Genomic DNA, 18,032 nt, shown 5'->3' with positions numbered 1-18,032 from the left:
GAGCCAAGTATTACGCAGCCCGCCCAACGACGATTCCACGCCCTGAGACTAGCCGATGTCCCCCCATGCCCCGCTCGACACCCTGACCTTCGACCTCGACGACACCCTGTGGGACAACCGCCCGGTCATGGAGCATGCCGAAAAGGGGCACTATGCCTGGCTCGACGAGTCGCTGGCTGCCTGGCATGGCACGCATCTAGACCGACAGGGTCGTTACAGCGAGCGCTTTCCGCTGAGTGCCTACCAGGCACGGCGCCTGGAATTGGCCCAGCGCGTCCCATTGCGACGCGGAGACTTCACCTGGATTCGCGAGCAGGCATTGACCGAGCTTCTCGAAGAATACGGTCTGCCTCGCAGCGCTGCCAGGATGTGGGCGGCGGCGGCCATCGACCGTTTTCTCGACCTGCGCCACCGGCTGAGTCCCTATCCCGAGGTTGCGGCGTTGCTCGAGAACCTGCGCGGTCGCTATCGCCTGGCGGCGATCACCAACGGCAATGCCGATTTGACTCGGCTACCTTTGGCGACTCACTTCCCGGTAACGATCGCTGCCGGCGAGATGCTCGCGCCCAAGCCCGATGCGCGCCCCTTCCTGGCCGCACTGGCGCGTCTCGGCAGCATTCCGTCACGCGCGCTGCATGTCGGTGATTCATGGCGCGAGGACGTACTGCCGGCCAGTCGACTGGGCATGCGCGTGGCCTGGATCGATATCCACGACGACCCCGAACGAGCGCTGCCGGCCGGTGTCTACCGCCTTCGCCATGTTCGTGAACTGCCCGACCTGCTAAACCGACTGGGATCGCTCTCCAGCGACTAATCCTCGCGCAGCAACCAATCGTCCAAACGCTGGTGAGCCTCTTCGACTCCCTGGCGCTTGAGCGCCGAGAACAACTGGATGCTGACCAGATCTTCCCATTCGCGTAGCCGGTTTCGCACCTGTTGCAGGGCATTCTTGGCGGCTCCGCTCTTGAGCTTGTCGGCCTTGGTCAACAAGATGTGTACCGGCATTTCCTTATCGTCGGCCCAGCCCAGCATCGTCTCGTCGAACTCGGTCAGCGGGTGACGCACATCCATGACCAACACCAGCCCACGTAACGAGCCGCGCTTGTGCAGATATTCGGCGAGGTGGCGCTGCCACTCGAGCTTGACCTTCTCCGGCACCTTGGCGAAACCGTAGCCTGGCAGATCCACTAGTCGCCGCGCAGTATCCTCGCCCAGCGAGAAAAAATTGATCAGTTGGGTGCGTCCCGGCGTCTTGGAGGTGCGCGCCAGTGCCTTCTGCTGCGTCAGGGCATTGATCGCACTGGATTTCCCGGCGTTCGAACGCCCGGCAAAGGCGACTTCTGCCCCTTGGTCTGGCGGACACTCTGTCAGTGTCGGCGCGCTGGTGAGAAAGCGGGCGGTCTGGTAGTTGAGACGCGACATGGGGATCGGGATTCCTGGCAGCGGTTAAGACTCAGGCGGCAGGCCGGGCACATTCACCTCATCCGGGTGAATCGTTATAATACAGTGTATTTTTTCCGCGACCTGGGGCACGCTAGTGTACCACCGTGCTCTCGCCGACAGCGAACCGCGCGCCATCACGCGTGCTCACCACGACGGGCGGCACCCAGGGTACGTACCGGTCAACAATCAAAGGCATAGTGGATTAGCGATGAGAAAGTTACTGGCAAGCCTGGCAATGACCTTGAGCGCCATCGGCGTGGCCCATGCGCAAATGGAAGGCGACCCCGCCGCGGGGCGCGAAAAGGCCCAAACCTGCGCCGCCTGTCACGGCCAGCAAGGCATCAGCCCTTCCGGCACCTTCCCCAACCTGGCGGGCCAGCAGGCCTCCTACCTGGCCAAGCAGATCATGGACATCCGCGATGGCGAGCGCAACGTGCCACAGATGGCTGGCCAGGTCGATGACTTCTCCGACCAGGACGCCTGGGACGTCGCCGCTTTCTTCTCACAGCAAGACCCCAACCTGGGGCAGGCCAACCCCGACGAGGAGTTGGTAGAGCATGGCCGCGAACTGTACCGTGCCGGTGACATGGCCAAGGGCATCCCGGCCTGCGCCGCTTGCCATACTCCCACTGGCGAGGGCATCGGTACCGCCGTCTATCCGGCACTGTCCGGTCAGCACCGCGAATACGTCGTCTCGACTCTGCAGGCGTTTGCCTCGGGCGAGCGCAGCAACGATCCCAATGCCATCATGCAAGATATCGCTGCCAAGATGAGCGACACCGACATGGAGGCCGTTGCCAATTACGTCTTCGGCCTGCACTGATTCCCCGCAATGACGAGATGATCCCGGAAGGCGGCTTTGGCCGCCTTCTACCTTTTTCAACGATGAACCGGGGAACCATGGCCAACTCACCGCGCTCAAAGCCTGCGTCATGAAACCTCGCGCGATGACCTGCCCGAGCGCGTCGTTTCCTGTTACCTTCCATGGATATCCATCCCCTTCGAGCCCTTTAAGGAGTCTTTTCGCATGTTCAAGACGTTGGTTATCGCCCTCGCCGGTCTTGGTCTGTCCTCCCTGGCCTCGGCACAATCGCTGGTCGAGGGCGAGCACTACAAGGTGCTCAACGAGGCGGTGCCCACCCAGGTAGAAGAAGGCCAAATCGAGGTGGTCGAGGCTTTCTGGTATGGCTGCCCTCACTGCTACAACCTGGAAGACCCGCTCAACGCCTGGGTTGCCGAGCTGCCCGAAGACGTAACCTTTTATCGCCTGCCTGCCACCATGGGTGGCGACTGGAACAAGCATGCCTCCGCCTTCTATGCCGCCCAGGAACTGGGCATTCTCGAGGCCACGCATGAAGATTTCTTCGATGCCATCCATCAGGATGGTCGCAGACTCACCGAAGAAGAGGACGTCGCCGACTTCTTTAGCGACTATGGCGTGAGCGAGGAGGAAGCCCGCAAGGCCTTGAACTCGTTTGGCGTCAAGAGCCAGGTCAATCAGGCCCATGCCCGCATGCGCGCTTACGAACTGATGGGAGTACCAGCGCTGATCGTTGATGGTCGTTATGTCATCACACCTTCGAGTGCCGGTAGCCTCGAGAACATGCCACAGATCGCCAGTGCTCTGATCGAGAAGGTTCGTGACAACGGGAATCAGTAAACTGGGCCGAGCGGAGGGTATCCACTCGGCGCTGGATACCGGGCATCTGCGCCTGTTGACCTTCAACCTGCAGGTCGGCATCCAGACTTCGGCCTATCACCACTATCTGACGCGGAGCTGGCAGCATTTCCTGCCCCACCCAAAGCGCCTGCGCCGCCTCGACATGGTGGGCGAAGTGCTGGGCAAGTTCGACATCGTCGGCCTCCAGGAGGTCGACGGTGGCAGCTTTCGTTCCGGCAATGTCAACCAGGTCGAATACCTGGCGGCTCGCGCCGGCTTTCCCCATCACTTCCAGCAACTCAACCGCAACCTGGGACGAGTCGCCCAGCACAGCAATGGCCTGCTGTCGCGCCTGCACCCCACACGCATCGAAGAACACCGGCTGCCCGGTACCTTGCCAGGACGCGGTGCCATCCATGCCCGTTACGGCGATGGCGAGGATGCCCTGCACCTGTTCGTGGCGCACCTGGCGCTGAGCCATCGTGCCCGCATTCGCCAGCTCGACTACCTGAGCGAAATCATCACTCCCCTGCGACACGTGGTGGTGATGGGCGACCTCAACTGCACACTGGAGCAGCTTCACTCGCATCCGCGCTTCTGCACGTCTCTACCCCTGCACCCGGTGCGCCCGTTGCTCAGCTACCCTTCCTGGCAACCTCGCCGCGCACTCGATCATATCCTGCTCTCCAACTCACTGGTCGCCCGAGACGTGCGGGTGCTCGACCAACTCTTCTCCGACCATCTGCCGATCGCCGTCGACGTGCAATTGCCAAGTGCCTGCCAGAAGGTGCTGACCTCACTCTTGCACCCTGGCAAGCACAGTTCTCCGTCCAATGTTGAACACAAGGGATGACGGTTGGCGTTCAATCGGCGATGATGCGCGCTTTCGTTAGGTTACCTTGAGAGGCCTCATGAATCGCGTGACTCGCGAGCCGGCCCTGCTCACCCGGCTCGATGCCCTGACCGACATCATCGGCCGCAGCATTGCCTGGCTGGTTCTGGTGATGATGCTGGTGCAATTCACCATCGTTGTGATGCGTTACGCCTTCAGCATGCACAGCATCGTGATGCAGGAGTCGGTGATGGCCATGCATGCCATGGTGTTCATGCTCGGCGCCGCCTACACCCTCAAGCACGACGGCCATGTTCGGGTGGATATTTTCTATCGCCGCCTATCCCCGCGCGGTCGCGCCTGGGTCGATCTTGGCGGAACCCTGCTGCTGCTGACGCCAGTGGCGCTGTTTATCGCCTTTGCAAGTTGGCACTACGTGTTGAGTAGTTGGTCGATCCTGGAACGCACCCCAGACGGCAACCTGCCCATCGTGTTCCTGGTCAAGTCCCTGATCCTGCTGATGATGGCGCTACTGCTGCTGCAGGGCATCGCCCAAGCCATCCGCCAAGTCCTGATTCTGCGCGGTCGCCTGCCCGCCGAACCCACACACGAGCACGAGGAGGTGCTGTAGTAGTGGAAATCGTGCTCGACTACATGCCGCTCCTGCTATTCGCCGCCGTCTGTGCCGTTCTCATGCTTGGCTATCCAGTGGCGCTGTCGCTGGCCGGTACCGCCCTGACCTTCGCTGGTTTCGGCCTGGTACTGGAGTCCATGAGCATGGCCGTGCCATTCGATGCGGGCTTCCTGTCGGCCATGCCCAACCGCTTCTACGGCATCATGACCAACCAGACGTTACTGGCGGTGCCACTGTTCGTGCTGATGGGCGTGCTGCTGGAAAAATCCCGGGTCGCCGAAACCTTGCTCGACGCCATGGCGCTACTGTTCGGCGCCCTGCGCGGGGGCCTGGGCATCTCGGTCACCCTGGTGGGCATGCTGCTGGCGGCCTCGACCGGTATCGTCGGCGCCACCGTGGTGACCATGGGACTGCTATCGCTGCCGACCATGCTCAAGCGCAGCTATTCACCGGCACTCGCCACCGGCACCATCTGCGCCACCGGCACCCTGGGGCAGATCATCCCACCGTCGATCGCCCTGGTGCTGCTCGGCGACGTACTTTCCACCGCCTACCAACAAGCCCAACTGGCAATGGGCGTATGGAGCCCCAAGACCCTGTCGGTCGGTGACCTATTCATCGGAGCCCTTGTCCCCGGCCTGGTACTGGTAGCGGCCTATATCGTGTTCATCGCCATCACCGCCTGGGCACGGCCCGATCTGGCCCCGCCCGCCGACCGCCAACAGCTGATGCAGGAAATGAACCACCAGGGCAGCCTGTGGCCATTACTGCTCAAAGGGCTGCTGCCGCCAGTGGCATTGATCGTCGCGGTACTGGGGTCGATCCTTGGCGGTTTCGCCACGCCCACCGAGGCTTCGGCTGTGGGCGCCTTCGGCGCCATGCTGCTTGCCCTGGCCAAACGCAGTCTCGATGGCCCTACGCTCAAGGCCGTAGTACAGACCACTACCCAGGTCACCAGCATGGTGTTCCTGATCCTGATCGGCGCGGCACTGTTCTCGCTGGTATTCCGTGCCTACGGCGGCGAAGAACTGGTCACCGAGCTGTTCGACTCCCTGCCCGGCGGCGTGGTCGGTGCCATGGTCGTGGTCATGCTGGTGATCTTCCTGCTCGGCTTCATCCTCGACTTCATCGAGATCACCTTCGTGGTGGTGCCGATCGTCGGCCCGGTGCTGCTGGCCATGGGTGTCGACCCGATCTGGCTGGGCATCATGATCGCCGTCAACCTGCAGACTTCGTTCCTCACGCCACCCTTCGGCTTCGCACTGTTCTACCTGCGCGGCGTAACGCCGGACTCGGTGCCGACTTCAGCGATCTACAAGGGAGTGATTCCCTTCATCCTGCTGCAACTCGCCATGCTCGGCGCCCTGGCGCTGTTTCCGGGGTTGGCCACCTGGCTGCCGTCGGTGCTGTGAAGCAGCAGACCGTGCCGGCTCTTGTGGGCCGGCACATTACCTAACTGTGATGTGCTCCACCAACCTCACCCACTCGATCATCGGCGCGGGATAGACGCCCAGCATCACGACCAGCAGCGCCAATCCCAGCACGACCACGCCGCCGGCACGCCCTCCCCAGTCACGCGGCGCATCGCGGCGCCGCATTCCAGGTTCGACCAAGTAGAGGGTGACCATCACCCGAAGGTAGTAGTAAAGGCCGATAGCGCTGCCCACGATGATCCCGCCAACCAGCCACCAGCGCTCGGCCTCGACGCCCAGCGCGATGATGTAGAACTTGCCGATGAAGCCAGCCGTGAAAGGGATGCCGGCCAGCGACAGCAGGGACACGGTAAGCACCGCGGTGAGATAGGGTCGCCGCCAGAACAAGCCTCGATAATGGTGCAACGCCGCCGTATCCTCGCCACTATAGGAGCTTGAGAGCAACGTCACCACGCCGAAGGCGCCCAATGTGGTCACCAGATAGGTGAGCAGATAGACGCCACTGGTTTCTGTGGCCAATCCGTCGCCAACCACCAGTGCCACCAGCAGATAGCCGAAATGAGCGATCGACGAATATCCCAACAGGCGCTTGAGGTTCGATTGGACCAGGGCCAGCAGGTTGCCCACCAGCATGCCGGCCAGTGCCAGCACCGCGAGCACGCCCCGCAGCCAGTCATCCTGAAAGGCTGGTGTCGACAGCACCAGGCGCAGCAACACGACGAATACCGCCACCTTGCTCGCCGAGGCCAGGAATGTCGCGGCGGGCCCCGGGGCGCCTTCGTAGACATCCGGTGTCCACAGATGAAACGGTACGATCGACAACTTGAAGCCCAGCCCGACCAGCAGCAAACCGATACCGGCCAGCCCCCAGGCCGTGGGACGCTCGCCGAGCACCGCCGCCACCGCCGGCAGGTCCAGACGGCCGACCTGAGCGTAGAGCAGCGCCATGCCAAATAGCAGAAAGGCAGTGGCCGCCGCCGACAGGATGAAGTACTTGATGCCAGCCTCCAGCGAACGTCGCTCGGAAAAGGCATAGGCCAGCATGCCGTAGAGCGGCATCGATAGTAGCTCCAGACCGACGAACAGCGTGGCCAGATGCCGGCTTGCCGCCAGCACCATGCCTCCTGCTGCGGCGCACAACAGCAGCAAGTAGAACTCTTCGCGGGGGCCGGGGTAGTTGTCCAGATAGACATATGCCAGAGCGGCACAAGTCAGCGATGAGATCAGAATCATCGCGCCCGCAAACAGTGCCAGACCATCGACGACCAGTAATGGCACCTCAACCGGTGCCATCGTCCAGATCGGCAGCAACATCGCCAAGGTCAATACGATTCCTATGACAGTGACCGCTGCCGTGCCTCCATGATGGCGTCGCCAGGCGATACCCAACATCACCGTGATCGCTGTGGCACAAACCACGATCAGCGGTAACAGCGCCATGAGGTGCGTCATGGTCAACGTCATGAGTCCCCCATCGGCTCGGTGGAAGACATGAATGCCGAGGCATCGCTGAATAACCGCTGCACCTCGTGCATGGTGGCACCGGAGGTCTCGAGCAACGGCTGAGGAAAGAGCCCAAGCAGCAGTACCAGTGCCAGTAGCCCCAGCATCATGGCGTATTCACGACGATCGAGATCGGCAAAGCGCCCCTCACCCTGTGGAGGACCGTAATGCACCCGCTGCATCAACAGCAGCGAATAGATCGCTGCCAGTACCAGCCCGGCACTGGCGATCGCCGCCACCCATGGCACCAACGGAAAACTGCCGAACAGAATCATGAACTCACCAACGAAGTTGACGGTACCGGGCATGCCCAGCGAGGCGACCACGAAACACAACATGAACCCCGGCAGGCTACCCATACGCCCCCACAAGCCGCCCATCTCGCGCATATCGCGGGTATGCAGGCGCTCATGGATCTGGCCGCTGATGATGAACAAGGCCGAGGTCGAGAAGGCATGGGCCACCATCAGCACTACCACTCCTTGCAGTGCCAACTCGCTACCGGCATAGATACCGATCAGCACGAAGCCCATGTGCGAAATGCTGGTGTAGGCGACCAGCCGTTTGATGTCCTGCTGGCCACAAGCCAGCAGCGCGCCATAGAAAATACCTACCAATCCCAGTCCCATCGCCACCGGGGCGAACGCCTGTGACGCTTCGGGAAACAGCGGTAGCGCGAAACGCAGCATGCCGTAGGCCGCGGTCTTGAGCAGGATGCCAGCCAGATCCACGCTGCCGGCGGTCGGTGCCTGGGCATGCGCGTCGGGCAACCAGCCGTGGAAGGGCACCACCGGCAGCTTGACCGCGAAGGCGAAGAAGAAGCCCAGCATCAGCCATGTCGACAGTTCATCGGACAGAGGCGTCTCGCGCAGCGCTGCATAACTGAAGGTGTATTCGCCGGTCGCATGGTGATGGGCGAAGACCAGGCCGAGGATCGCCACCAGCATCAGCAGACCACTGGCCTGGGTATAGATGAAAAACTTGGTCGCCGCGCCGATACGCGTCCTGCCCGTAGAACCGCTGTGGCCCCACAGCGCAATCAGGAAGTACATCGGCACCAGCATCATCTCCCAGAAGAAGAAGAACAGGAACAGATCGATGGCCAGGAAGACGCCGACCACTCCGGCGAGGATCCACAGCAGGTTGAGATGGAAGAAGCCAACCCGGCGTCCGATCTCATGCCACGAGCACAACACCGCCAGCACGCCGAGCAAGCCGGTCAACGCAACCAGCACCAGCGAAAGGCCGTCCAGCGCCAAGTGCACCTCGATACCGAAGCGCGGAATCCATGCTGCGCGCCACTCGATGGCCCAAGGCACGGCTTCAGCCTCGGCGCCGGGGGGCAGCCGATAATCGCCATACCACCACAAGCCCAGTGTGATCAACAGCACCAGCAGCATGGTGCCCAGGGCGATCCAGCGCGGGGACTGCTCGCCCCAACGCTCACCCTGCCAACACAGCAGGCCACCGACGAAGGGGATCAGGATCAACCAGACCAACGCCATGGGTTACGAACTCCTTGCCGTTGCAGGCTTGTCATCGTCACTCTCCTTGTCTATGCCACAGGACCATGCGTCCTACGTCGCCAACGCCATCACCAGCAGCATCAGCGTGGCTCCAACCACCATCGAGGCAGCGTAGAGGCGCAGCTTGCCGGTCTGGGTTCGTGCCAATCCCACGTGCAGCCACCACGCCAGCCGAGCGACGAGCCCAACCACCGCATCGACGACATCGTTTCGCAGCCACTCCACCAAGCCACGATAAGGACGCACCAGCAGCCGGTCGTAGCCAGCATCGAAGCCCCAGGCGTGATGCCAGAGCCTCCATAACCTGGCCCCCCAACCGTGCGAAGCGACGTCGGCAAGCCATGCGCCCCGTCGCAGGAATAGCCAAGCTCCCAGTGCAATGCCTGCCAATGCAACGCCACTGGCCATGATCTCGAGCGCCAGGTGCCAACCCTCGCCACCCTCGTGGGGGGCGGGGAACACCTCGACTAGTGGCGGCTCGAACCAGGCACCAAGGAAGGTCGACAGCAGCACCAGCACGATCAGCGGCAGGCCATGCGCCAGCCCGCGCCCTGCCTCGGCACGGCGAGCGTTATCGCTGCCCGGATTGCCGTGGAAGATGCCGATGATCAGGCGCAGGGTGTATAGCGAGGTCAACAGCGCGCCGAGCAATCCTGCCAGCAGCAACTCCCCATGGCCCGATGCCAACGCCTGCCACAGGATCTCGTCCTTGCTGTAGAAGCCGGCAGTGACCAGCGGCAGCGCCGCCAGCGCCGCGCCTCCCACCACGAACCCGGTGTAGGCCAACGGCAAGCGACGCCATAACCCGCCCAGGCGCCGTATGTCCTGCTCATGATGACAGCTGACGATTACCGCCCCTGCGGACAGGAACAGCAGCGCCTTGAAGAAGGAGTGGGTCATCAGATGGAAGATCGCCGCCTCGAAGCCGCCTACCCCGAGCGCCAGGAACATGTAGCCGATCTGGCTCATGGTCGAATAGGCCAGCACGCGTTTGATGTCGGTCTGCGCCAGGGCGGCGAAACCAGCTGCCAGCAATGTCAGCGCACCAATGACACCGGTCAGCAACAGCACATCCGGAGCGAGCAGAAACACGCCATGCAACCGTGCGATCAGATATACCCCGGCGGTAACCATGGTCGCCGCATGGATCAGCGCCGACACCGGAGTGGGGCCGGCCATGGCATCGGCCAGCCAGGTATGCAACGGCAACTGCGCCGACTTGCCCAGCGCGCCTCCCAGCAACAGCAGCGCCGTCAGCTCGACCATGGGATCGCCTGCGGCCCACAGCTCGGGAGCGCGCTGAAGAATCTCGGCAATGTTCAGCGTGCCCAGTTCACGGAACAGCAGAAACAGCCCGACGGCCAGGAAGGCATCGCCGATACGGGTGACGATGAAGGCCTTGAACGCCGCCCAGCCATTGGCGGCGGTATGGTAGTAATGGCCGATCAGCAAGTAGCTGCACAGCCCCACGCCTTCCCAGCCGAGAAACAGCAGCAGCAGATTGTTGCCCAGCACCAGCAGCACCATGCTGGCCACGAACAGGTTCATGTAGGCATAGAACCGCGTGATGCCTTCCTCGCCGTGCATGTACCAGGCGGCGAACCAATGGATCAGCAAGCCGACGCCGGTGATGATGCCGAGCATGGTCAGCGACAACCCATCCAGCATCAGGCCGAAGGTCGGCTGGAAGTCGCTTACCGCTATCCAGGTCCACAGTGTCACGCCGCGCGCCTCGGGCATGCCAAGGAATTGGTGGACCAACAGCGCCGTGGCCAGGGCCGCCAGACCCACGCTGATCACCCCGACCCAGGCACTGCCTCGCTCACCCAACCGAGTATGGGAAAACGCCAGTATCAGCGTACCGGCCAAGGGCAGCAGGAAAGTCAGCGGCAACAGCAACGTCATCGGTGCCTCCCTTAGCCAGCCTAGCCACGCATCCTGCTGGCCATGTCGATATCAAGTGTCTTGAATCGGCGATACAACTGGATCAACAGTGCCAACCCAACGCTGGCCTCGGCCGCAGCAAGAGTGATCACCAGCAGGAACATTGCCTGGCCCTCGGCCTGCCCCCAGGCCATGCCGGCAACGATGAACGCCAGCCCCGCCGCGTTGAGCATGATCTCCAGGCTGATCAGCATGAACAGCATGTTGCGGCGGAACATCAGCCCTGCCAGGCCCAGCGCGAACAGAATGGCCGCCAGCACCAGACCATGCTCCATCGGTACTCCGTTCATGACTCGTCACCCCTCGTATCCGGCGACTGCGACCGCCCGACATGCGAAGCGGTGACCAGCGCCGCCAGCAGCAGCATCGCCGCCAGCTCGACGACGATCAGCCAGGGACCAAATAGCGCAGTACCCACGGCCTTGGCGGTCAGCGTTTCGCCCTCGATCACCAGACCGATATCGCCACGCCACAGGGTTGCGACCAACACAAGCAATAAAATGGCGGAGAGCACGGCCGGCCCCAGCCAGATGCGCGGCTTGAACCAGGCACGTTCCTGGGCGGCCACGCCTTCATCCAGGTTGAGCATCATCACCACGAACACGAACAACACCATGATCGCCCCGGCATAGATGATGACCTCCAGCGCCCCGGCAAAAGGCGCACCGAGAGCAAAGAACACCATGGCCACGGCGATCAGCGACACGATCAGATACAGCAGCGCATGTATCGGATTGATACTGGTCACGACCCTCAGCGTCGCCAACACGGCGACCAGGCCACTCAAGTAGAAGGCGACTTCCATCTTTCCCTCCTCCGACGGCTAACCAGCAGAGTGCTCGGTTTCAAGGCCATATCGTTGGGTACAACCAGTCGGAAAGCGGCCTAAGGCAGCAACGTCTTGACGTCGACTGGCGCTGCCTCATCCGGGCCCTGCCCCTTGTCCTTGCCGGCTATCGCCAGCCCAGCCACCTTGTAGAAGTGGTAATCGTGGTCCTTGCCGGGCCCGTCGATCTGCAAATCCTCCTTTTCGTAGACCAGATCCTGGCGACGGTACTCGCTCATTTCGAAGTCGGGCGTGAGCTGGATCGCCGAGGTCGGGCACGCTTCCTCGCACATGCCGCAGTAGATGCAGCGCGAAAAGTTGATGCGGAAGGATGACGGGTACCAACGGCCGTCCTCCTTTTCGCCTTTCTCCAGCGCAATGCAATCCACCGGACAGGCCACGGCGCACAGGTTGCAGGCCACGCAGCGCTCCTCGCCATCCGGGTCCCGGGTCAACACGATGCGCCCCCGGAAGCGCGGCGGCAGGTAGACCTCCTCGTCGGGGTAATTGACCGTCTCGCGTCTGCGGAAGGCATGCAGGAACACCATGCCGAGCGTGCGCAATTGCGACCAGGTTCCGGAGATCAGCGACGTGAACATATCGAGCCTCCTCGGTTCAGGTGCCGGCCGGCGCCAGCAACAGGATCGCGGCGCCGGTCACGAGCAGATTGATTAGCGTCAGCGGCAAACAGACCCGCCAGCCAAAGCTCATCATGCGGTCGTAACGCGGGCGCGGCAGTGAGGCGCGTAACAGCACGAACAGCACCAGCAATGCCGCAGTCTTGAGTGCGAACCAGACGAAGGGCGGCAGCCAAGGACCGAGCCAGCCGCCGAAGAACAGTGTCACGATCAGTGCCGAGACCAGCACCATGCCGATGTATTCACCGATGAAGAACATGCCGAACTTCATTCCCGCATACTCGATGTGGTACCCATCGGCCAGCTCCTGCTCGGCCTCGGGTTGATCGAAGGGATGGCGGTGGGTCACCGCGACGCCAGCGATCAAGAAGGTGCAGAAACCGAAGAACTGGGGAACGATGAACCACAGCCCCTGCTGAGCGGCGACGATATCGCGCATGTTGAACGAGCCGGCCAATGCCACCACGCCCATCAGCGACAGCCCCATGAACACCTCGTAGGAGAGTGTCTGTGCCGTGGCACGCATGGCACCGAGCAGTGCGTACTTGTTGCCGCTCGACCAGCCACCCAGCAACACGGCGTAGACGTTGATGCCGGCCATGGCGAAAAAGAACAGCAACCCGATGTGCCAGTCCGCCACCCCCCAGTTGGGAGTCAGCGGGATGATCATGAACGCCAACAGCAGCGATGCCATGCCGATGACCGGGGCCAGCACGAACAGCGCGCGGTCGGCGAACGGCGGGATCCAGTCCTCCTTGAACAGTATCTTGATCATGTCGGCGACCAATTGCAGCGAACCGAAGGGCCCGACGCGATTGGGTCCGTAGCGGTCCTGCCACAGGCCCAGCAGGCGGCGTTCGACTACCGTCATCACGGCCCCCAGCAGCAGCGCGCCGAGCAGAATCACCAGCGCCTGCGACATGGCGATGAGAACCTCCATGACCATCGGTGTCAGCCAACTCATGGGGGTTCCTCCTCTCCCTCGGGTGCCAGCGAGAGCCACGCACGATCTCCCGTGACCAGCGCTGCCTCCAACCCCGCCGGTACTCCCACCAAACCACTGGGCAGCGTCGTGTCGACCCGCAGCGGCAACGACAGCCTCGTGAGCGAGGTCTCCACAACCAGTGTGTCGCCCTCCTCGGCCTCGAGCCGCCGGGCATCCTCCTCCGACAAGTGCAATCTCACGGCTGCCGCACGTGCCATGATCGGTGTCGCCCGTGACGACGTTTCCTCACCGCCAAACAGGCGAGGTAACACCACGACTTGCCACTCGCCGACGCCAGATGTGAAGGGTGGCGGTATCTCGTTGACGTAGTCGCCGATGTCCTCTGTCGGTTCCAGCAGCCTGACGCCAGGATCGCCACCGCGTAAATGACCACCTACCTCGTCGGTGAACTTGTTCCAGGCCTGGGGTGAGTTCCAGCCCGGCGCCCAGGCGAAGGGCACCTCCCGGCGTGGTCGGTCGAAGCCATAATAACCCTCCATGGAAAACGTGAAGGGCGTATCGGGATCCTGTGGGGGACGCGGCTCGCTGACATCAAGGTGAGCACGCATCGCCGTGCGCCCGCTATAGCGGTGCGGCTGGCGGGCCAGTTTGAGGCCGCTGACCCGCTGGTCGGCACTCGGCGAGGCTTCGACGATACCGGCCAGCGCGGGGTGGTGGCGCGCGCAATCACGAGTGACCGCATCGAGCGTGACATCGGGTACGGCGCGGCGCTTGAGACTAGCGCGCAGCGCCTGCAACCAGCGCCAGCCCTGATGAATCCGTGTCTCGGGGCGGTGGTAGCGTGGCTCGAACACCTGGAAGAAGCGCTGTGCCCGTCCCTCGAGGCTGACCAGGGTACCATCGCCCTCAGCGAAGCTGGCCGCCGGCAGGCCCAGATCAGCACGCTCCCAGATCGAAGTGCGCTGATGATCGAGCACGATCACCGTCCTGGCGGCGGATAAGGCCCGTTCCACACGTCCACTCGGCAAGCGCTGATGGAGATCGTTTTCCAGCACCACCACGGCATCGGCAGCGCCACGGGTCAACTCATCGAGCGCCCACTCCAGTGGCCGACTGCCGAGCAGTTCCACGCCGGTACTGTTGGCCTCGCGACGCACCAACATCAGGCCGCCGCGCCGTCCCCTGGTCGCCAGTGCACGTGCGATGTTGCCGGAGGCCTCGATGATCGCCGTCGATTCGAGCGAGCCACCGCTGATCACCAGCGGGCGCTTTGCCGCTAACAATGTCTCGGCAATATGCTCGGCCGTCGCTTTCGTGCTCTCGTCGATCCCTTCGACGGCGGGCGCCTTCACGTCGATGGCGTGGGCCACCGCGAAGCCCAGGCGAGCGATATCATCCGGAGCTTGACGCAGACAGCGATCGGCGACGTCGTCCAAGCCGGTGGCCGTGGGGTAGGCGACGAACAGCGGATGACGCGCATCCTGTGCCAGGGTCATTACCGCCTCGGCATTCCAGGCGGGAATGCCACGGGCTTCGGCCAAGCGCTCGCGACGCGCCAGCACCGCCTGACGCACCGACAGCCCCAGCCGGGCGGCGCTCTGAATCAGGTCCTCGCCAAGCACCAGGATGGCATCGTGCGACTCGACATCGCGCAGTGTCGGAGTGGGCAGTCCGGCATCGCGGTTGAGTCGGCGCATCCGCGTCAGGCAGACCTGCTCGCGCTCAGCGATGCCGGTGGAGAAGTTGGCCTGGCCGACCAGTTCGCGTAGCTGGTCGTTGCTTTCCAGACTGGCCCGTGGGGAACCGATGCCGATCACCCGCCGCGCCTCGCGTAGCGCATCGGCACCGCGATCCAGGGCCTCGTCGACGTCGAGGGTGACGGTTTCCTCTGTCTCGCCGTGCCATTCGGGGCGGCGCGGGCGATCGTCGCGATTGACGTAGCCATACCCGAAGCGTCCCCTGTCGCACAGGAAGAAGCGATTGACCTCGCCATGGTAACGGTTCTCGATGCGGCGGATATCGCCATAGCGCTCGCCCGGGCTGATGTTGCAGCCCACCGAGCACTGGTGACAGACGCTCGGTGCGAACTGCAGGTCCCACTTGCGGGTATAGCGCTCGGAATGGGTGCGGTCGGTGAATACGCCGGTGGGACAGACTTCGGTCAGGTTGCCGGAGAACTCATTCTCCAGCACGCCCTCGCGGTGACGACCGAAGTAGACGTTGTCGTTGGCACCGAAGGCACCGAGATCCTCGCCGCCGGCATAGTCGCGGTAGAAACGCACGCAGCGGTAACAGGTGATGCAGCGGTTCATCTCATGGGCGATGAACGGCCCCAGATACTGGTTGCGATGGGTACGCTTGCGGAAGCGATAGCGGCGCCGGCTGTGACCGGTCATCACCGTCATGTCCTGGAGGTGGCAGTGGCCGCCTTCCTCGCACACCGGGCAGTCGTGGGGATGGTGAACCATCAGCCATTCGATGACGCTAGCGCGGAATTCGCGGGCCTGCTCGTCCTCGATCGAGATTCGACTGCCATCGGCGGCGGGGACCATGCAGGCCATGACCAGCGCCCCTTGCGTATCGTCAGCGTCCCGGTACTGCTTGACCGCGCACTGGCGGCACGCCCCCACGCTGCCCAGCGCCGGGTGCCAGCAGAAATACGGCAGGTCGAACCCCAGCGTCAGGCAGGCCTGAAGCAGGTTGTCCTTGCCATCGACCTCGTAGCTGCGACCGTCTACCTGTATCGTCGCCATCACCGTCACTCCCCGACTCGCCTCATGCTTCGCTCGTCGATAGCGGCCCGTCGGGCACCACGTCATCCTTGCCCGGGCGGGCGATACCGCGTTCGAATTCATCGCGGAAGTATTCGATTGCCGACGCCAGGGGCATCGCCGCACCGGGTGCATGGGCGCAGAAGGTCTTGCCAGGCCCCTGATCCTCGGCCAGTTCCTCGAGCAATTCGATGTCCCCCGGCCGGCCTTCGCCACGCTCCAACGCACGCAGCAGCTTGACCGTCCACGGCAGACCGTCGCGGCATGGTGTGCACCAGCCACAGGACTCGCGGGCGAAGAATTTCTCCAGGTTGCGGACCAGCGCGACCATGCTCTGGTCGTCGGCCACCAACGTGATGAGGCCAGTGCCCAGACGACTGCCGGTCTTGCCGATGGTGTCGAAGTCCAGCGCCAGATCGAGATGCTCGGGTAGCAGGAATCCGGTGCTGCCGCCGCCAGGTAGCCAGGCTTTTAGCGAGCGACCGTCGCGCATGCCGCCGGCACGGTCGAGCAGCTCACCCGCCGTGGTGCCGATGGGCAGCTCCCACAGCCCGGTGCGGTGCGCCTTGCCCGAGACGCCGTAAAGCTTGGTACCGCCATCGCCGCTGCGCTCCCCGGAAAGTCCTTGGTACCACTCGGCACCGAAACGCAGCACTGCCGGCACGTTGCACAGCGTTTCGACATTGTTGACCACGGTGGGCTTGCCCCAGGCGCCGGACTGGCCGGGAAACGGCGGCTTGGCTCGCGGGTTGGCGCGCTGGCCTTCCAACGAATTGATCAACGCGGTTTCCTCGCCGCAGATATAGCGACCGGCACCAGTGTGCAGGGCGATATCGAAATCGAAGCCACTACCGGCGATGTCCCGGCCCAGCCAGCCGGCAGCCCGGGCCTCCTCTATCGCCCGGGTTATCGCCCGTGCCGCCGTGACGTACTCGCCACGCAGGAAGATGTAACCGAAGCAGGAGTCGTTGGCGTAGCCGCCGAGGATCATGCCCTCGAGCAGCAGGTGCGGCGCTTGCTCAAGCAGCAGCCGATCCTTGAAGGTGCCGGGCTCCATCTCGTCGGCATTGCACACCAGGTAACCGCGCGGCATGTCCTCGCCCTTGAGCGTCAGGCCCCACTTGACCCCCGCCGAGAAACCGCCACCGCCCCGGCCGCGAATATTGGCCGCCTTCAGGGTCTCGATCACCTCGTCGGGACGTTGATACCCCAGGACCTGGCGCACGACGGCATAGCCGTCCTTGGCGACGTACTCATCGAGGCCAACGCGTTCACCATCATCGCGCAGCCACCAGGTCAGCGGGTGCATCTCGAGACGACGCTCGTGCGCCGCTTGATGAAGCCGGCAGCGGTAACGGTTCGCCGTCATGGATAGTCCTCCAGCAATGCGGCCACGTCCTCTGCGGCGACGGGGCCGTAGGTATCGTCATCGATCATCAACGCCGGGCCGCCATCGCAAGCGCCCAGGCAGCACACCGGCAACAGCGTGAAGCGGTCGTCCGCGGTGGTCTGGCCGAAACCGATGCCCAAGTGGCTGGAAAGGGCCTCGCGCAGCGTGTCGTAGCCGACGAGAAAACACGAACTGCTGTCACAGATCAGGATCACGTGACGCCCCACCGGCTGGCGAAAGATCAAGCTGTAGAATGTCGCCACGCCCTCGACCTCGGCAGGTCCGATGCCCAGTGTCTCGGCAATGGCGACGATCGCACCGTCCGGCACCCAGCCATGCCGGCGCTGGACGATCTTCAACGCCTCGATACACGCCGCTTGCGGCTGCTCGTAATGGGCTCGCTCATGTTCAATGGCACGAAGGTCTTCGGGGTCCAGGATGAAGCCGTCGCCATCGCTTGCCAGGAGATGCGCATTCTCATTCATG

General features: G+C 63.2%; 17 protein-coding genes. 6 read left to right on the top strand and 11 right to left on the bottom strand.

Annotated elements, in window-relative coordinates:
• The first annotated feature begins 55 nt into the window (after positions 1-55).
• Positions 56-814: an HAD family hydrolase gene (locus IE093_RS05230; protein WP_189466860.1), complete on the top strand. Its 759-nt coding sequence runs from the start codon at positions 56-58 to the stop codon at positions 812-814.
• On the opposite strand, the gene yihA is transcribed toward IE093_RS05230, so the two are convergent.
• Positions 811-1,422: a ribosome biogenesis GTP-binding protein YihA/YsxC gene (yihA, locus tag IE093_RS05225; RefSeq protein WP_189466858.1), complete on the bottom strand. Its 612-nt coding sequence runs from the start codon at positions 1,420-1,422 to the stop codon at positions 811-813. The genes IE093_RS05230 and yihA overlap by 4 nt on opposite strands.
• 229 nt (positions 1,423-1,651) lie before the next feature.
• Between yihA and IE093_RS05220 the strand changes: the two genes are divergently transcribed.
• The 5 genes from IE093_RS05220 to IE093_RS05200 all read left to right on the top strand — a co-directional run bounded on the left by IE093_RS05220 (position 1,652) and on the right by IE093_RS05200 (position 5,981).
• Complete coding sequence (locus IE093_RS05220; RefSeq protein WP_189466857.1) at positions 1,652-2,266, top strand: c-type cytochrome; 615 nt, start codon at positions 1,652-1,654, stop codon at positions 2,264-2,266.
• A 204-nt stretch (positions 2,267-2,470) separates the two neighbouring features.
• A complete protein-coding gene (locus IE093_RS05215; protein ID WP_189466856.1) occupies positions 2,471-3,103 on the top strand; it encodes a thiol:disulfide interchange protein DsbA/DsbL in 633 nt (210 codons plus the stop codon).
• 1 nt (position 3,104) lies between these two features.
• Positions 3,105-3,956 (top strand): endonuclease/exonuclease/phosphatase family protein, encoded by an 852-nt coding sequence (locus tag IE093_RS05210; protein WP_189467016.1) that lies wholly within the window; start codon positions 3,105-3,107, stop codon positions 3,954-3,956.
• A 58-nt stretch (positions 3,957-4,014) separates the two neighbouring features.
• The gene (locus IE093_RS05205; RefSeq protein WP_189466855.1) at positions 4,015-4,566 is read left to right on the top strand and encodes a TRAP transporter small permease subunit; all 552 of its coding nucleotides are present in this window, start codon (positions 4,015-4,017) and stop codon (positions 4,564-4,566) included.
• Positions 4,567-4,577: 11 nt separating this feature from the next.
• Positions 4,578-5,981 carry a TRAP transporter large permease gene (locus IE093_RS05200; protein WP_189467014.1) on the top strand — a complete coding sequence of 468 codons (1,404 nt, stop codon included), beginning with the start codon at positions 4,578-4,580 and terminating at the stop codon, positions 5,979-5,981.
• Positions 5,982-6,017: 36 nt separating this feature from the next.
• On the opposite strand, the gene nuoN is transcribed toward IE093_RS05200, so the two are convergent.
• From nuoN to nuoE, 10 genes are all read right to left on the bottom strand, one after another.
• A complete protein-coding gene (gene nuoN, locus IE093_RS05195) occupies positions 6,018-7,466 on the bottom strand; it encodes an NADH-quinone oxidoreductase subunit NuoN (protein ID WP_189466853.1) in 1,449 nt (482 codons plus the stop codon).
• Positions 7,463-9,010 carry an NADH-quinone oxidoreductase subunit M gene (gene nuoM, locus IE093_RS05190; RefSeq protein ID WP_189466851.1) on the bottom strand — a complete coding sequence of 516 codons (1,548 nt, stop codon included), beginning with the start codon at positions 9,008-9,010 and terminating at the stop codon, positions 7,463-7,465. The genes nuoN and nuoM overlap by 4 nt, the downstream gene beginning before the upstream one ends.
• 72 nt (positions 9,011-9,082) lie before the next feature.
• Complete coding sequence (nuoL, locus tag IE093_RS05185) at positions 9,083-10,936, bottom strand: NADH-quinone oxidoreductase subunit L (protein ID WP_189466850.1); 1,854 nt, start codon at positions 10,934-10,936, stop codon at positions 9,083-9,085.
• Between the two features lie 20 nt (positions 10,937-10,956).
• The gene (nuoK, locus tag IE093_RS05180; RefSeq protein ID WP_189466849.1) at positions 10,957-11,265 is read right to left on the bottom strand and encodes an NADH-quinone oxidoreductase subunit NuoK; all 309 of its coding nucleotides are present in this window, start codon (positions 11,263-11,265) and stop codon (positions 10,957-10,959) included.
• On the bottom strand, positions 11,262-11,780 hold the full coding sequence (gene nuoJ, locus IE093_RS05175) for an NADH-quinone oxidoreductase subunit J (protein WP_189466848.1): 519 nt from the start codon (positions 11,778-11,780) through the stop codon (positions 11,262-11,264). Before nuoJ ends, nuoK begins: the two co-directional genes overlap by 4 nt.
• Positions 11,781-11,860: 80 nt before the next feature.
• Positions 11,861-12,400, bottom strand: a complete 540-nt coding sequence (nuoI, locus tag IE093_RS05170) for an NADH-quinone oxidoreductase subunit NuoI (RefSeq protein ID WP_189466847.1) — start codon at positions 12,398-12,400, stop codon at positions 11,861-11,863.
• A 16-nt stretch (positions 12,401-12,416) separates the two neighbouring features.
• Complete coding sequence (gene nuoH / locus IE093_RS05165) at positions 12,417-13,403, bottom strand: NADH-quinone oxidoreductase subunit NuoH (RefSeq protein ID WP_189466845.1); 987 nt, start codon at positions 13,401-13,403, stop codon at positions 12,417-12,419.
• Positions 13,400-16,138 carry an NADH-quinone oxidoreductase subunit NuoG gene (nuoG, locus tag IE093_RS05160; RefSeq protein WP_189466844.1) on the bottom strand — a complete coding sequence of 913 codons (2,739 nt, stop codon included), beginning with the start codon at positions 16,136-16,138 and terminating at the stop codon, positions 13,400-13,402. Before nuoG ends, nuoH begins: the two co-directional genes overlap by 4 nt.
• A gap of 22 nt (positions 16,139-16,160) precedes the next feature.
• Positions 16,161-17,525: an NADH-quinone oxidoreductase subunit NuoF gene (nuoF, locus tag IE093_RS05155; RefSeq protein WP_189466843.1), complete on the bottom strand. Its 1,365-nt coding sequence runs from the start codon at positions 17,523-17,525 to the stop codon at positions 16,161-16,163.
• Positions 17,522-18,031 (bottom strand): NADH-quinone oxidoreductase subunit NuoE, encoded by a 510-nt coding sequence (nuoE, locus tag IE093_RS05150; RefSeq protein WP_189466842.1) that lies wholly within the window; start codon positions 18,029-18,031, stop codon positions 17,522-17,524. The genes nuoF and nuoE overlap by 4 nt, the downstream gene beginning before the upstream one ends.
• Position 18,032: the final 1 nt, after the last annotated feature.

It is taken from the genome of Litchfieldella qijiaojingensis (genome assembly GCF_014651875.1).
GTDB lineage: Bacteria > Pseudomonadota > Gammaproteobacteria > Pseudomonadales > Halomonadaceae > Litchfieldella > Litchfieldella qijiaojingensis.
The sequence above is the reverse complement of the archived record's forward strand: the minus strand, read 5'-3'. Positions and strand labels throughout refer to the sequence as shown.

Bases quoted from the DNA above. Each gene is read 5' to 3' on its own strand.
- nuoN (WP_189466853.1), bottom strand. From the start codon at position 7,466: ATGACGTTGACCATGACGCACCTCATGGCGCTGTTACCGCTGATCGTG.
- nuoI (WP_189466847.1), bottom strand. From the start codon at position 12,400: ATGTTCACGTCGCTGATCTCCGGAACCTGGTCGCAATTGCGCACGCTC.
- IE093_RS05220 (WP_189466857.1), top strand. From the start codon at position 1,652: ATGAGAAAGTTACTGGCAAGCCTGGCAATGACCTTGAGCGCCATCGGC.
- IE093_RS05230 (WP_189466860.1), top strand. From the start codon at position 56: ATGTCCCCCCATGCCCCGCTCGACACCCTGACCTTCGACCTCGACGAC.
- nuoJ (WP_189466848.1), bottom strand. From the start codon at position 11,780: ATGGAAGTCGCCTTCTACTTGAGTGGCCTGGTCGCCGTGTTGGCGACG.
- nuoL (WP_189466850.1), bottom strand. From the start codon at position 10,936: ATGACGTTGCTGTTGCCGCTGACTTTCCTGCTGCCCTTGGCCGGTACG.
- nuoG (WP_189466844.1), bottom strand. From the start codon at position 16,138: ATGGCGACGATACAGGTAGACGGTCGCAGCTACGAGGTCGATGGCAAG.
- IE093_RS05205 (WP_189466855.1), top strand. From the start codon at position 4,015: ATGAATCGCGTGACTCGCGAGCCGGCCCTGCTCACCCGGCTCGATGCC.
- nuoF (WP_189466843.1), bottom strand. From the start codon at position 17,525: ATGACGGCGAACCGTTACCGCTGCCGGCTTCATCAAGCGGCGCACGAG.
- IE093_RS05215 (WP_189466856.1), top strand. From the start codon at position 2,471: ATGTTCAAGACGTTGGTTATCGCCCTCGCCGGTCTTGGTCTGTCCTCC.
- nuoK (WP_189466849.1), bottom strand. From the start codon at position 11,265: ATGAACGGAGTACCGATGGAGCATGGTCTGGTGCTGGCGGCCATTCTG.
- nuoH (WP_189466845.1), bottom strand. From the start codon at position 13,403: ATGAGTTGGCTGACACCGATGGTCATGGAGGTTCTCATCGCCATGTCG.
- nuoM (WP_189466851.1), bottom strand. From the start codon at position 9,010: ATGGCGTTGGTCTGGTTGATCCTGATCCCCTTCGTCGGTGGCCTGCTG.
- yihA (WP_189466858.1), bottom strand. From the start codon at position 1,422: ATGTCGCGTCTCAACTACCAGACCGCCCGCTTTCTCACCAGCGCGCCG.
- nuoE (WP_189466842.1), bottom strand. From the start codon at position 18,031: ATGAATGAGAATGCGCATCTCCTGGCAAGCGATGGCGACGGCTTCATC.